The organism is Bradyrhizobium sp. SZCCHNRI2009 (assembly GCF_032485115.1).
Classification (GTDB): domain Bacteria; phylum Pseudomonadota; class Alphaproteobacteria; order Rhizobiales; family Xanthobacteraceae; genus Bradyrhizobium.
Genome location: NZ_JAUEUH010000005.1, coordinates 207,202 through 219,735 on the forward strand (window position 1 = coordinate 207,202; position 12,534 = coordinate 219,735).

At 65.2% G+C, this 12,534-nt stretch carries 14 protein-coding genes; 5 read left to right on the forward strand and 9 right to left on the reverse strand.

Going from position 1 to position 12,534, the window contains the following annotated elements; translation table 11 throughout:
• Positions 1–11: 11 nt before the first annotated feature.
• The 5 genes from QX041_RS19340 to QX041_RS19360 form a co-directional block, all read right to left on the reverse strand.
• The gene (locus tag QX041_RS19340) at positions 12–2,675 is read right to left on the reverse strand and encodes an EAL domain-containing protein (protein ID WP_316166290.1); all 2,664 of its coding nucleotides are present in this window, start codon (positions 2,673–2,675) and stop codon (positions 12–14) included.
• Positions 2,676–2,992: 317 nt separating this feature from the next.
• Entirely contained in the window at positions 2,993–3,832 is an 840-nt protein-coding gene (locus tag QX041_RS19345; RefSeq protein WP_315715142.1) for a SprT family zinc-dependent metalloprotease, read from the reverse strand.
• A gap of 208 nt (positions 3,833–4,040) precedes the next feature.
• Entirely contained in the window at positions 4,041–5,369 is a 1,329-nt protein-coding gene (locus QX041_RS19350; RefSeq protein WP_315715141.1) for a polyhydroxyalkanoate depolymerase, read from the reverse strand.
• Between the two features lie 123 nt (positions 5,370–5,492).
• The gene (locus tag QX041_RS19355) at positions 5,493–6,305 is read right to left on the reverse strand and encodes an ABC transporter permease (RefSeq protein ID WP_316166291.1); all 813 of its coding nucleotides are present in this window, start codon (positions 6,303–6,305) and stop codon (positions 5,493–5,495) included.
• Complete coding sequence (locus QX041_RS19360) at positions 6,302–7,093, reverse strand: ABC transporter ATP-binding protein (protein WP_315715139.1); 792 nt, start codon at positions 7,091–7,093, stop codon at positions 6,302–6,304. Before QX041_RS19360 ends, QX041_RS19355 begins: the two co-directional genes overlap by 4 nt.
• A gap of 97 nt (positions 7,094–7,190) precedes the next feature.
• Here QX041_RS19360 and QX041_RS19365 point away from each other — a divergent pair, with 97 nt between their 5' ends.
• Complete coding sequence (locus QX041_RS19365; RefSeq protein ID WP_315715138.1) at positions 7,191–8,546, forward strand: ActS/PrrB/RegB family redox-sensitive histidine kinase; 1,356 nt, start codon at positions 7,191–7,193, stop codon at positions 8,544–8,546.
• Positions 8,547–8,721: 175 nt separating this feature from the next.
• A complete protein-coding gene (locus tag QX041_RS19370; protein ID WP_315715137.1) occupies positions 8,722–9,276 on the forward strand; it encodes an ActR/PrrA/RegA family redox response regulator transcription factor in 555 nt (184 codons plus the stop codon).
• A gap of 23 nt (positions 9,277–9,299) precedes the next feature.
• On the opposite strand, the gene QX041_RS19375 is transcribed toward QX041_RS19370, so the two are convergent.
• From QX041_RS19375 to QX041_RS19385, 3 genes are all read right to left on the reverse strand, one after another.
• A complete protein-coding gene (locus QX041_RS19375; RefSeq protein ID WP_315715136.1) occupies positions 9,300–9,665 on the reverse strand; it encodes a hypothetical protein in 366 nt (121 codons plus the stop codon).
• A gap of 218 nt (positions 9,666–9,883) precedes the next feature.
• The gene (locus QX041_RS19380; protein WP_315751896.1) at positions 9,884–10,180 is read right to left on the reverse strand and encodes a hypothetical protein; all 297 of its coding nucleotides are present in this window, start codon (positions 10,178–10,180) and stop codon (positions 9,884–9,886) included.
• Entirely contained in the window at positions 10,173–10,442 is a 270-nt protein-coding gene (locus QX041_RS19385; RefSeq protein ID WP_172115156.1) for a hypothetical protein, read from the reverse strand. The genes QX041_RS19380 and QX041_RS19385 overlap by 8 nt, the downstream gene beginning before the upstream one ends.
• A 496-nt stretch (positions 10,443–10,938) precedes the next feature.
• Here QX041_RS19385 and QX041_RS19390 point away from each other — a divergent pair, with 496 nt between their 5' ends.
• From QX041_RS19390 to QX041_RS19400, 3 genes are all read left to right on the forward strand, one after another.
• Entirely contained in the window at positions 10,939–11,076 is a 138-nt protein-coding gene (locus QX041_RS19390) for a hypothetical protein (RefSeq protein WP_172115158.1), read from the forward strand.
• A 117-nt stretch (positions 11,077–11,193) separates the two neighbouring features.
• Positions 11,194–11,436, forward strand: a complete 243-nt coding sequence (locus QX041_RS19395) for a hypothetical protein (protein WP_315751895.1) — start codon at positions 11,194–11,196, stop codon at positions 11,434–11,436.
• A 103-nt stretch (positions 11,437–11,539) separates the two neighbouring features.
• The gene (locus QX041_RS19400) at positions 11,540–11,800 is read left to right on the forward strand and encodes a DUF1488 domain-containing protein (RefSeq protein WP_315715133.1); all 261 of its coding nucleotides are present in this window, start codon (positions 11,540–11,542) and stop codon (positions 11,798–11,800) included.
• A 156-nt stretch (positions 11,801–11,956) separates the two neighbouring features.
• Here the strand turns inward: QX041_RS19400 and QX041_RS19405 are convergent, their stop codons facing one another.
• Positions 11,957–12,439 (reverse strand): MmcB family DNA repair protein, encoded by a 483-nt coding sequence (locus QX041_RS19405; protein WP_316166292.1) that lies wholly within the window; start codon positions 12,437–12,439, stop codon positions 11,957–11,959.
• Positions 12,440–12,534: the final 95 nt, after the last annotated feature.

The window sequence follows — 12,534 nt, forward strand, 5'->3', positions numbered from 1 at the left end:
ATGCGCCCTTCTCAGCTGGCGGCTGCGGCGATGGGACGCGCTGCCGGCTCGGCCGTTGCCGCGCCGGACGCTCGAGCCAGTTTGCGCCCGATCTGCCGCAGCATCAGGCTCGCCCGCAGCGCGCTGTAGTCCAGCAGCCAGCGGCTGAAGGCGCTGGCGGCCATCGGCCGCGCGAACAGGAAGCCCTGCATTGCATCGCAACCGAGCTCGGCCAGCAGCTTGCGCTGCGGCTCGGTCTCGACACCTTCGGCGACCACCGCCACGTCGAGGCTCTGGCCAACACGCACGACCGCGGTCACGATCGCCCGCGTGCCGCTGTCGTTCTCGAAATCGCGCATGAAGCTGCGATCGATCTTCAGCTCGTCGATCGGCAGCTGGGCCAGTCGGCTCAGGCTCGAATAGCCGGTGCCGAAATCGTCCAGCGACAGGCCGACGCCCATGTTGCGCAGTTCGTTCATGGTCGCGATCACGGTGGCGCGCTCGTTGAGGATGACGCCCTCGGTGATCTCCAGCATCAGCATCTTCGCCGGCAGGTCGTTGGCGGCCAGGATCTGCGCCACCATCGCCGCCAGGTTGACGTTCTGGAAGTTGATCGGCGACAGGTTCACCGAGATGCAGGGGATGTCGAGACCGGCACGCCGCCACGACGCCATCTGCTGGCAGGCCAGCTTGATCGACCACACGCCGATCTGCTCGATCAGGCCGCATTCCTCGGCGAGCGGAATGAACTTGGCGGGCGAGACCTCGCCGAGCACCGGATCGTGCCAGCGCGCCAGCGCTTCCACGCCGTGGATCGCGCCGTCGCGGGTGCGGATCTGCGGCTGATAGTGCAATGTCAGGGCCTCGCTGGCGATCGCCTCGCGCAGCGCGGTCGAATGCATCAGCCGTTCTTCGGCGAGCTTGTCGATGTCGGCGCTGAAGAAGCGGTAGGTCGCCCGGCCGCCGCGCTTGGCCTTGTACATCGCCGCGTCGGCCTGCTTGATCAGGGTCTCGATGTCCTTGGCATTATCAGGATAGAGGCTGAGCCCCATGCTCGCCGACATCGGCACCTGGCGCTTGCCGATCGTCAGCGGCATCGCCAGCGCGGCGGTGATGCGCGCGGCCGCGAGCGAGGCTTCCAGGGCATCGCGGTTCTGCAGCACGATCACGAACTCGTCGCCGCCGAGCCGGCCCAGCATGTCGCCGGGGCGGATCTGCGCTCGCAGGCGGTTGGCGAAGCCGACCAGGAACTCGTCACCGGCGGCATGGCCCAGCGTGTCGTTGACGTCCTTGAAATTGTCGGCGTCGAGGAAGGCCACGGCGACGTGTCCGCCGTCCGGACACGCCTTGATGGCTTCGGCGATCAGCGACGGGATGCGGGCCCGGTTCGGCAGGCCCGTCAGCATGTCGTGATAGGCGACCTGTGAGATCGTCGAGCGGACCTCCTGGCGCTCGATGGCGAGCGCACCGAGCTGGACGCAGGCGGCGACGATCTGCTCGTGCCAGGGACTGGGGCCGCGGCATTCACGGAAGTAGAAGGCAAAGGTGCCGATGACGCGGCCATCCTTACCCTTGATGGGCGACGACCAGCAGGCACGCAGGCCGGCGGCGAGCGGGCCGGCCTTGTAGGGTTGCCAACGCGGATCATTATCGATGTCGTGCGACAGCACCGGCTCGCAGAGATAGGCGGCGGTGCCGCAGGAGCCGACGTCCGGCCCGATCGCGACGCCGTCGAGGCTGGCCGAATAAGCGGGCGGCAGGCTGGGGCCGCCGAGCGGATGTACGTGCCCATCGGAATCGACGTGCAGGATCGAGCAGACGGCGTCCGGAGCGAGCTCTTCGACCCGGCGGCACAGCTGATCGGCGATGGTCGTGATCGAAACGTCGGACGCCAGCGACGCCATGATCAACTGCTGCAGCGAGCGCAACTGCTTGGTCTCCCGGATGTCCGTGAGCAGCCCGAACAGATATCTGACCTTGCCCCGCTTGGTCCGGTGCGCCTTGACATAGGCGGTCGTCCAGATCTCGCGGCCGTCCTTGTCGTAGACCAGCACGTCCTCTTCGATGCCACGGTCGTCCTCGAGGCATTGTCTCAGCCGGTCGACGATGGCGGGATCGGTGCAGGGGCCGATCAGCAGCTCCTCGGCGCGGCGCCCGATCGCCTGTTCAGGCGCGTAGCCGAACAGGCTGGCAAAGGCGGCGTTGGTGTAGAGGACGTTGAGATCGCGATCGGTGACGATGACGGCCCGGTTGGTCCGGTCGGCGACCGACGTCAGCAGCGCATTGCGCTCGCGCATGTCGACTTCGGTGGTCACGTCACGAATGAACAGCAGCGAACGGACCGGCTGATCCTCCCGGCCCGGCGGGAGCGCGCACAGCGACAGGCGGAGGCGGGTCCACCCGCCGTCGGCATGGCGCATCGTCATTTCGCGGGCGTCGGACTGGTCCGCCTCCTGCTGCGCGTCGGTCGTCTCGTCGCACGCGATCGCCGGGATCAGATCCGCGGGCAGACCCAGACTTTCGAGGTCGGCGCCGACCAGAGCGGCCGGCTCACGCCGCAGCAGCACCGACGCCGCCCGATTGGCGTGCTGGACGTGGCCCTGCGCGTCGAGAAAGAGAATCGCCTCGGAAACACCGTCGAGCGCGGCCGAGAGCAATTGTGTGGATGCGGCCGGTTGGAACTCGCTTGCAAGCATCGTTCGATTCGAGGCGCGCTGCACGTTTCGAGAGAAACGATCTGCGCTTTGGTTGCAGCGAACGACCCGGCAGCTCGCTGGGACGTCACCTTGGGTTTGATTGCGGTAAATCTGGCGAGCGCAGCGTTACAGCCACGTTAAAGCGCCGCCGAATTGGGCAATATCCTCCGACTGCAGGCGAGAAGGCTTAAGAATTCGATAGTCCGCAGGCGGGTTCTGAGTTCATCGTTGCAGATTGGAACCCGACGAAGAAATGGCCCGGACCAGACGGCCGGGCCATTGGGATTCACATCGTCGAGCGGTCCGTCGTCGATACCTCAATCGTCGATGCCGTAGCGATGCAGGTCGTTGCCGCAGGTGTCGAGCCACTTCTTGGCGCGCTCGACCGAGGCGCAGATCCGGCCACACACCTTCCAGAACCGCGGCGAGTGGTTCATCTCGATCAGATGCGCGACCTCGTGCGCGGCGAGATAATCGAGCACGAAGGGCGGCGCCAGGATCAGGCGCCACGAGAACGACAGCGAGCCGGCCGAGGTGCACGAGCCCCAGCGGCTGGACTGGTCGCGGATCGACAGCCGCTTGACCTTGACGCCAAGCTGCTCGGCATAGGCGTCGGCCGCCTTCTGCAGGTCGCGGCGCGCCTCGCGCTTCAGGAAGTCGAGCACGCGGCGTTCAGTGTGCTCGATCCCGCCGGCCACGCACAGGATCTTCTCGCCACTGTCTCGCGTCTCGGTCCACACCGTGCCGCGTTCGCCCGCGCGATGCACGATCTTGTGCGGCACGCCGCGAAGCGGCACCAACGTGCCCGGCAGGAACGGCGCCGCCTTCGGCAGACGTCCTAGACGGGCTGCGATCCAGGCGCCGTGACGCTGCGCGAAGTCTTTCGCCTCGATGATGGTGCCGCGCGGCGGCATCGTGAGGATCGCCTCGCGATCCGACGGATGAATTCTCAGGGTATAACGTCGCGCACGACGGTGACGCCGCAATCTAATCGAGTAGATTTGCGAGCCATGCTTGACGAGAAGACGCGAGGGTTCGGCGGGCCGCCGATAGAGTAGCGCGCGAGTGGCCATTTCTGTCAGTCCGGGGGGTAAGAGCTCGCCCGGATTTTGCCATATCCACCGCCAGGGAAAGCGCTCGGCGCAAAAACAAATCATTTGCCCAACATACAGGGGTTCAGAAGGTTCCGCACCCTAGCAGTTGGGCCTCGCGCGCCCCCGAAAACATGAATTCAGATTCAAAAGCATCGCTCAAGAAGCGACGCCACATTCACTGCTTGAGTCACTCCTGAGTTTCGGTTTCGACCGTCCCTTCAAAGGGTTACCGCGCAGCCGGATTCGGATGCGCGGTGACCATCGTCTTCGCTCATTCAGCCGCAATGGCGAGCAGCGACTTCGGATCGGCTGCCGACAACATGAAATCGTTGATGCGCGGCACGATCTCCGACTTGAATCGCGAGCCGTTGAACACGCCGTAGTGACCGACACCCGGTTGCACGTAGTGAACCCGGCGGTGATCCGGGATCGACGAGCAGAGTCCGTGCGTCGCCTCGGTCTGACCGAGACCGGAGATATCGTCCTTCTCGCCTTCGACCGTCATCAACGCCACACGCGTAACCTTCGACGGATCGACCAGGGTGCCGCGATGGGTCATCTCGCCCTTCGGCAGCGCGTGCTTGATGAACACCGTCTCCACCGTCTGCAAGTAATATTCCGCAGCCAGGTCCATGACGGCGAGATACTCGTCGTAGAAGTCGCGATGCTTGTCGACCTGATCGCCATCGCCCTTCACCAGGTTGGCGAACAGCGCCTTGTGGGCGTCGACATGGCGGTCGAGATTCATGCTGATGAAGCCGTTCAGCTGTAGGAAGCCCGGATAGACGTCGCGCATCACGCCCGGATGCGGGAACGGCACCTTGGTGATGACGTGGTTGCGGAACCAGTCGATGCCGCGCTCCTGGGCGAGATTGTTCACGCCGGTGGGGTTGCGCCTGGTGTCGATGGGGCCGCCCATCAAGGTCATCGAGATCGGCGCAAACGGGTCACGCTCGGCCTCCATGACCGAGACCGCCGCCAGCACCGGCACCGCCGGCTGGCACACCGCCATGACGTGCATGTTGGTGCCGAGAAAGCGCAGCATCTCGATGACATAGTCGATGTAGTCGTCGAGATCGAAGCGGCCTTCGGCCAGCGGGACCATCCGCGCATCGGACCAATCGGTGATATAGACCTCGTGGGTCGGCAGGAACGCTTCCACCGTGCCGCGCAACAGGGTCGCGTAATGGCCGGACATCGGCGCCACGATCAGCAGCCGGGGCTGCGGCGCGCGCAAGGGGCGGGTCAGCTTGCGGTCGAAATAGAGCAGCCTGCAGAACGGCTTTTCCCAGATCGAGCGGACCTCGACCGGGGTCCGGATGCCGTTGACCTCGGTCTCGTCGAGTCCCCATTCGGGCTTGCCGTAGCGGCGTGTGGTGCGCTCGAACAGTTCGCAGGCCGCCGCGACCGATTTGCCCATCTGGGTGTGGGCCCAGGGATTGAGCGGATTCTGAAACAGGATCTTGGTGGCGTCGGTGACGGCGCGCGCCGGATTGAGCGAGGCATGCGCCATTTCGTACATCCAGTACATCGGCGTCGTCAGGACCGGACTGCCTTCCGACGCCAGGGGCGGTGCACCGCCAAACTCACCTATCGGCATTCTCGTTCAACCTCTCTGCAGCGCAGCATACTGCCGAATGCGTAATTATGCGTCAATGCGGTGGTGTACGAGAAGGTGCCTCAAAGCGACGAAAAAGCCCGGAAATCCACGGGAAAAGCGCAATTATTCCCCTGACGCCAGCAGCGAGCCGGCGCGGCGTGCGCTGCGCAAGAGAGCAATGAATGCCGCAAACGACGCCAGCAGCAGGGCGGCATTGAGCCCGAGCGCGGTCAGCATCAGGTCGGACCGGAAGACGTGATCCGCCAGCAGCGCGCGCATGCCCTCGAACACGTAGGTTGGCGGCAGGGACCAGGCAACCAGTTGCAGCCAGTGCGGCAGCACCTGAACGGGATAGTACACGCAGGCCAGCGGCATCAGCGCGAACATCAGTGTCCAGACGATGCTTTCGGCGCCGAGCCCGTTGCGCAGCACCAGCCCCGACACGAAGATGCCGACCGCCCAGGAGGTGAAGATCAGGTTGCAGAAGAAGGCGATCAGCGGCAGGCCGATGCTGTAGAAGTTGAAGTCGAAGAACCAGACCGCGATCAGGGTCATCGGAATGATGCCGATGGCCAGCCGGATCAGGCTCATCGTCATCAGCGCCAGCAGGAATTCGATCGGGGTCAGCGGACTCATCATCAGGTTGCCGATGTTGCGCGCCCACATCTCCTCCAGGAAGGAGATCGAGAAGCCGAGCTGTCCGCGGAACAGGATGTCCCACAGGATCACCGCGCCGATCAGGGTGCCGCCGGCGCGGGCGAAGAAGCCGGCATTGGCGGCGATGTAGGTCTGCAGAAACCCCCAGGTGATGATCTGCAAGGTCGGCCAGTACATCAGCTCCAGCAGCCGCGGCCAGGACGACAGCAGTAGATACCAGTAGCGCAGGATCATCGCGCAGATCCGGTGCGGGGCGATGCGGAGCGAAAGATCGTTCATTGCGCCGCCTCCCGGTTGCGGCCGCGGGCGACGTCGAGAAAGACCTCCTCGAGCGTCGAGCGGTTGTAGCGCGCCATGATCTGCGCCGGGCTGTCGTCGTCCTCGATGCGGCCGCGCTTCATGATGATGACGCGGTCGCATAGACGCTCGACCTCGAGCATGTTGTGGGAGGCGAGCAGGATGGTGGCGCCGCGGCGCTGTCGGTATCGCTCAAGATGGCCGCGCACCCAGTCGGCGGTGTCGGGATCGAGCGAGGCCGTCGGCTCATCCAGCAGCAGCAGCTCGGGATCGTTGATCAGCGCCTTCGCCAGCGCCACGCGGGTCTTCTGCCCGGCCGAGAGCTTGCCATTGGCCCGATCGATGAAGTCGCTCAGGTCGAGCTGCGCCGCGAGCTCGGCGATCCGCTCCTTGAGGTGGTCCACTGCATAGAGTCGGCCGAAGATGGTGAGGTTCTGCCGCACCGTGAGCCGCATCGGCATGTCGACATAGGGGCTCTCGAAATTCATCCGCCCCAGCACGGCCGCAGCCTCGTCCGGCATCCTGTGGCCGAGCACGGCGACCTCGCCCGAGGTCGGCTGCACCAGCCCCATGATCATCGCAATCGTCGTGGTCTTGCCGGCACCGTTGCCGCCGAGCAGCCCGGTGATGCTGCCCCGGCGGATCGCAAACGAGACGCCGTCGACAGCGGTCGTCGTCTTGTAGACCTTGGTCAGCCGCGACACGGCAATCGCGGGGGAAACCGAGCTGGAATCGGATGAGAGGGTCGGCACTGCGTCATCTTGCGTCATGGGAGGGGTTCATTGAGGCATTGTGCCGCAAACCGCAACAGGCCACCAACGGCGGGCCAGATTTGTCGCCGTGCTTGCGCGGCATTAGGTTCCCGTCATGACCGACGACGCCCTGATCATCGACACGCCCGACACCGACTATCGCCATCCGCGACAGCGCGTCCGGCTCGACACCATCCTGCGGCTGCGCTGGCTGGCCGCGCTCGGTCAATTGAGCGCGATCTTCATCGTGGTGCAGGGCCTGGAGTTCGACCTGCCAGTGGTGCCCTGTCTCGCGGTGATCAGCATCTCGGCGCTGCTCAATCTCGGCCTGCAGATCGCCTTCAACCCGATGCAGTTGCTGGAGCCGGCCCACGCCGGCGGCCTGCTCGCGCTCAACATCATCGAGCTGACGGTGCTGCTCTATCTCACCGGCGGGCTGGAGAATCCCTTCTCCTACATGTTCCTCGCCCCGGTGCTGATCTCGGCGACCGCCCTCCCCGTCCGCCTGACGATCATGCTCGGCCTGCTCGCCGTCACCTGCGCCACCGCCTTGTTCTTCATGCATCTGCCGCTGCCGTGGGAAGGCGAGGAGCCGCTGATCTTCCCGCCGATCTATCTGTTCGGTGTCTGGCTCTCGATCGCGCTCGCGATCGGGGTCACCAGCCTCTATGCGTTCCAGGTGACCGAGGAGGCGCGCAAGCTGTCGGACGCGTTGGCGGCGACCGAGCTGGTGCTGGCGCGCGAGCAGCACCTCACCCAGCTCGACGGCCTCGCGGCGGCCGCCGCGCACGAGCTGGGCACCCCGCTCGCGACGATCGTGCTGATCTCGCGCGAGTTGGAGCGCGCCCTGCAGGACAACAGCCAGGTCACCTCCGACATCAAGACCCTGCGCGAGCAGGCGCAGCGCTGCCGCGACATTCTCGGCAAGATCACCCAGCTGTCCTCGATCGGGTCGATGTACGACCGGATGAAGCTGTCGACCTTGATCGAGGAGACGGTCGCACCGCATCGCGACTTTGGCGTCGACATCAAGGTGCGCGTCGCGGTCACCGCGGCCAAGGAGCCGGTCGGCTCGCGCAATCCCGCAATCCTCTATGGCGTCGGCAACATCCTGGAGAACGCCGTCGATTTCGCGCGCAACGCCGTCGAGGTGAACGCCTGGTGGAACAACGAGACGGTCGAGATCGTGGTGTCCGACGACGGCCCCGGCTTTGCGCCTGATATCCTGAAGCGGATCGGCGAGCCCTATCTGTCACGCCGGCCCAGCGCCGAGGACGGCCCGGGAGGTAACCAGGGCGGCGGCCTCGGGCTCGGCGTGTTCATCGCCCGCACCCTGCTGGAGCGGACCGGAGCCAAGGTCTCGTTCAGCAACCGCACCTTCCCCGACCATGGCGCCGTGGTCCAGATCGTCTGGCCGCGGCGGCGCTTCGAGGCCAGCGAGGACGACGATGGCGAGGCGGAGCCGGAATGAAACCTCCGGGGCAGCCGCCGTCGGCGTGGTCCTGGCATACAGCACACCGGCCCCGCGCGGCGTCACGCCGCAGACTGCGGCAACCCGCGATCTTGGCAGCGGCGACTCGGCAGACCATATGAGGATGGACCAGATCGTCTCGCAACCATCGAGCCTTCTTCTCAAGGATATGACCGTGGGCGCCATCGCCGAACTGACGAACCATCCGGACCGCTCTCTCCTCATCGTGGAGGACGACAAGCCGTTCCTGGAGCGCCTGTCGCGCGCCATGGAGACCCGCGGTTTCACGGTGACCTCCTGCGAAAGCGTCGCCGAAGGTATTTCACAGATCGGCAAGGCGGCGCCGGCCTTCGCCGTGGTCGACCTCCGGCTGGGCGACGGCAACGGCCTCGACGTGGTGTCGGCGCTGAAGCGCAAGCGTCCCGAAGCGCGCGCCATCGTGCTGACCGGCTACGGCAACATCGCCACCGCCGTGACGGCGGTGAAGATGGGCGCCGTCGACTATCTCGCCAAACCGGCCGATGCCGACGACGTCGTTGCAGCGCTGCTGTCGACCACCAGCGAAAAATCCGAGCTGCCGCAGAATCCGATGTCGGCCGACCGTGTCCGCTGGGAGCATATCCAGCGCATCTATGAGATGTGCAACCGTAACGTCTCGGAAACGGCGCGCCGGCTCAACATGCACCGCCGCACCCTGCAGCGCATCCTCGCCAAGCGCGCACCGAAATAGGCGGATTTTTTGTTCGCCGCGGGTCAATGCGACTTCACGAACGCCTGCAACGCATGGAAGACGGTGCGCCGCGGGTTGCGGCTGCACCAATTGCGCATCCAGCTGTCGACCTCGGTCAGATCGAGCTTGATCTGCCGGCCCTCATCGCCGCGATCCGCGTTGATGGCGGACACGTAGCCCATCATCCACTGCTGATATTTTGAGATGGCGTTGACGTAGGGGCCGTCGCCACTGGTGATGGCCTTGTAGGTGCCGGGTGGCTGCTCCTCGGCGGCGGCGATGAAGCGCTCGCAGGAATCGGCGCCCACGCCCAGGACGTAGAACGCCATTTCCTCCGCGCGGACTCCGGTCGCGAAGAGCAGTGTCAACGCCAAGACCACCCGTCGCATCTGTCGTCCCTGTCCGCACCCCTGGGCTGGATACCGCTCGAGCCTTAAAAATGTTCCGGCATGTTGCGCCCCATGCGGGGCAATTGTCGGGCAGAGCCGGGGAAATTGCCAGGAGGCCGGGACGAGCGGATGTTGTCGCGCGCTGGCAACGGTCCTGAATCGGGCGCGGGCGGATTCACAGGTGGATCTGGAAGGCGCCACGATGCGCCGGCCCGACGTCAGCTCTCCCCCGTCAGCCGGGAGAAATCGGCCAGGACAGCAGCGATCAGCTCCCGATGCCTGGTATCCTGTTCCGCAAGGCTCGCGGCGTAGATGTTCAGGAGATAGCGCGCCTTCGCGGCGGCTTCCGGCCACGACTCGGCCGCGTTGGCGAGCAGGTGCTGCTCGAGAACGGCCTGCCGCTCGCGCAGCTCCCGCGCATGACTTTCGGCCTCTGCCAACGCGCGACGGAGGTCCACGGCCTTCTGCGCGCTCATCCCGCGGTGCCTGTCGAGATCGAGCGGCTCGTCAGTCATCCGACGCACTCGCGTCGACACGCTGCGCGTCTGCAAGATCGACCGAGCTGATGGACAGCATCTCGACGGCAGCGGAGCGCGAACCGGCGACCGGGACCATCATCATTGTCGCAACCCGGCGGTAGGCAGCAAAGGACAATCCCTCGATCAGTTCCTCGTCCGTGACCACCTCGTAGGTGCCCTCGGGCAAGAGACGCTCGATGCTCCTGATCCGGAACGGGTGTTTGAATGTGACGAATTCGCGCCGCGAGCGGATGCTCATCTGCGCCTACCTTTCGCAACGGCTGTCGCTGTCGCGACTTCGAAGTCTTTCGAAGCATGCGCCTTGCGGCCGGCAATAGCCACCGCTTTCTCATCAGCACGACGTGATGAGCGGCGTGGCGTCATCGGACCGTGTCGCTGCGCTTTGGTGCTCGCTATTGCAGGAGCCAGGGTGTATCAATGGCGATCACCGCCATTCCGACGGCATTCACCGGTGACTGAGGGTCACGAGCGCTCCCGCCGCAAACCACGCGAGGGGTAGCCAATGCCGCAGTTTCGTCTGAGCGAGTGGATCGTTCCACCCATTATCGTGCCGCTTCTGCTGATCCTTCTCGCGCTCGCAGTTGCCGCACTGCATTCGTAGATCCGACCACCGCGGCGCCCGCATCGGCAACCGGTGGACGACGGCCGACCGGCAGTGACGCTGCGCACGCAGGATCGACGGGGCGCTCGTCCGATGCGTTGAACCAGCTCCAACCCGAGTCGAGGAGACCGACATGGCCAAAGGTCAGCAAAAAGGCAATCGCGAAGCCAAGAAACCCAAGAAGGAAAAGCCCAAGAGCATTGCCGCAGCGCCGAGTCAGAAGGCCGGAGCATGGCAGCCGGATTTTTCCAGCGACAAGAAGAAGCGCTAGGGGATTTCCGGTCCTCATCAGTCTGGATGGTCTCCCGCACGCAAGGCCGTGCGCAATCAAGGCCGCGCGCAAGCAGCGACGACGCGGCCGACCGATAGACAGCCCAAAGGACAGAACATGGCGCGCGAAACGATCTATGTCGTTCAGGCGTTCAGCGCCGGCCGGGGCGGACGCGCGAAAGCCGAGACGCCGATCGCCTGCAAGACGGAAGCGAGCGCGCTCCGGACTGCGGAACGGCTGGTGTCCAGCAAGGCAGGCGTCGTCGCGTTCTCATCCTCGGGCGATCCCGACATGGGCGACTATGACGATGAGCCGACGATCTTCTTCCGCCACGGTGAGTTGCCGTCGGCCTTCGATTGAGATGCGCGCAACCCCTTTGTCGCCGGCGACCATTGCCGAACGACGCCCCTTGGATGACGTCCGCCCTCACCGCGGTGTCCTCCGAACCTGATCGGTCACACACATGATTGAGTTTCCAAATCACAGCCGCTCCTATGACCGCACGCGACGTGCCGTACGGTTCTGGGGCTATGACAGCGCGATGGAAGCGTCGTTCTTCGTCGACGAGGGTGCGTTGAGACGCCTTCAGCCCGACGCCCGCCCCGACGAGTCGGGCTTTCTGACCGCATTCGATTCCAACCGCGAGCGGATCTGCGCCGCCGCCGCCCGGCTCTATGTCCGCGGCAGCCGGGGCTCCTACGATCTCGTCGCCGCCAATTTCTGAAGGCGATGCCTGCCGGCGATCGGCCAGGCCGGCGGTGATGCGGATCGGCTCTCAGCGATGCTGATGTCTCTCATCTCGAGACTCGTGACCTGACGGAGCCTCTGTCACCTACCTAGGCGGGGAAATCCCGTCCAGTGGAGCGCACTTGAGGATTCTCTAGAGGTCCGCGTGACCCTGCGGGTCGATCAGCCGGTTGATCCGCTGCGCCGCCGCGAGCCCGAAGCGTACCGTCATCAACTTGCGCGTCGGCGCCGGCAATCGGTGCTCAGGCGCCTCGCAGTGCAGGTGGGCGCCATAGGCATCGGCGACGATCAGGCCGGTGTCCTGCGGAAAGATCTCGTACGGCAGATCCTGCGTGAAGGCGAAGAACAGCCGGTCGCAATGGGCACGGTAGTCCTCCCATTTGTGATCCGCGCGCAGATCCTCGACCGACGACTTGATCTCGACGATCCAGATCTCGCCGCGCTCGTTCAGCGCCACCAGGTCGGCGCGACGGCCCGACGGCAGCGGCAGCTCGCTGATGGTGGCAAAGCCGAGCGAGCGCAGCAGGCGCGAGGTGCCGCGCGCGATCGCCAGCGCCGTCTCGGACTGGCGGCGGTCGATGGGAACGAGGCTGATCCTGGCGGCGGACGATTCCATTGCCGCAGCATAACCGATTCCAGGCGTCGCCCAAGCCCGCCGATCACCCGGGAACCGGAACCTGACGCCGGCCTTCCGCTTAACAAGCGGCCGCC

Bases quoted from the DNA above. Each gene is read 5' to 3' on its own strand.
- QX041_RS19340 (WP_316166290.1), bottom strand. From the start codon at position 2,675: ATGCTTGCAAGCGAGTTCCAACCGGCCGCATCCACACAATTGCTCTCG.
- QX041_RS19345 (WP_315715142.1), bottom strand. From the start codon at position 3,832: ATGATTTGTTTTTGCGCCGAGCGCTTTCCCTGGCGGTGGATATGGCAA.
- QX041_RS19350 (WP_315715141.1), bottom strand. From the start codon at position 5,369: ATGCCGATAGGTGAGTTTGGCGGTGCACCGCCCCTGGCGTCGGAAGGC.
- QX041_RS19355 (WP_316166291.1), bottom strand. From the start codon at position 6,305: ATGAACGATCTTTCGCTCCGCATCGCCCCGCACCGGATCTGCGCGATG.
- QX041_RS19360 (WP_315715139.1), bottom strand. From the start codon at position 7,093: ATGACGCAAGATGACGCAGTGCCGACCCTCTCATCCGATTCCAGCTCG.
- QX041_RS19365 (WP_315715138.1), top strand. From the start codon at position 7,191: ATGACCGACGACGCCCTGATCATCGACACGCCCGACACCGACTATCGC.
- QX041_RS19375 (WP_315715136.1), bottom strand. From the start codon at position 9,665: ATGCGACGGGTGGTCTTGGCGTTGACACTGCTCTTCGCGACCGGAGTC.
- QX041_RS19380 (WP_315751896.1), bottom strand. From the start codon at position 10,180: ATGACTGACGAGCCGCTCGATCTCGACAGGCACCGCGGGATGAGCGCG.
- QX041_RS19385 (WP_172115156.1), bottom strand. From the start codon at position 10,442: ATGAGCATCCGCTCGCGGCGCGAATTCGTCACATTCAAACACCCGTTC.
- QX041_RS19390 (WP_172115158.1), top strand. From the start codon at position 10,939: ATGGCCAAAGGTCAGCAAAAAGGCAATCGCGAAGCCAAGAAACCCAAG.
- QX041_RS19395 (WP_315751895.1), top strand. From the start codon at position 11,194: ATGGCGCGCGAAACGATCTATGTCGTTCAGGCGTTCAGCGCCGGCCGG.
- QX041_RS19400 (WP_315715133.1), top strand. From the start codon at position 11,540: ATGATTGAGTTTCCAAATCACAGCCGCTCCTATGACCGCACGCGACGT.
- QX041_RS19405 (WP_316166292.1), bottom strand. From the start codon at position 12,439: ATGGAATCGTCCGCCGCCAGGATCAGCCTCGTTCCCATCGACCGCCGC.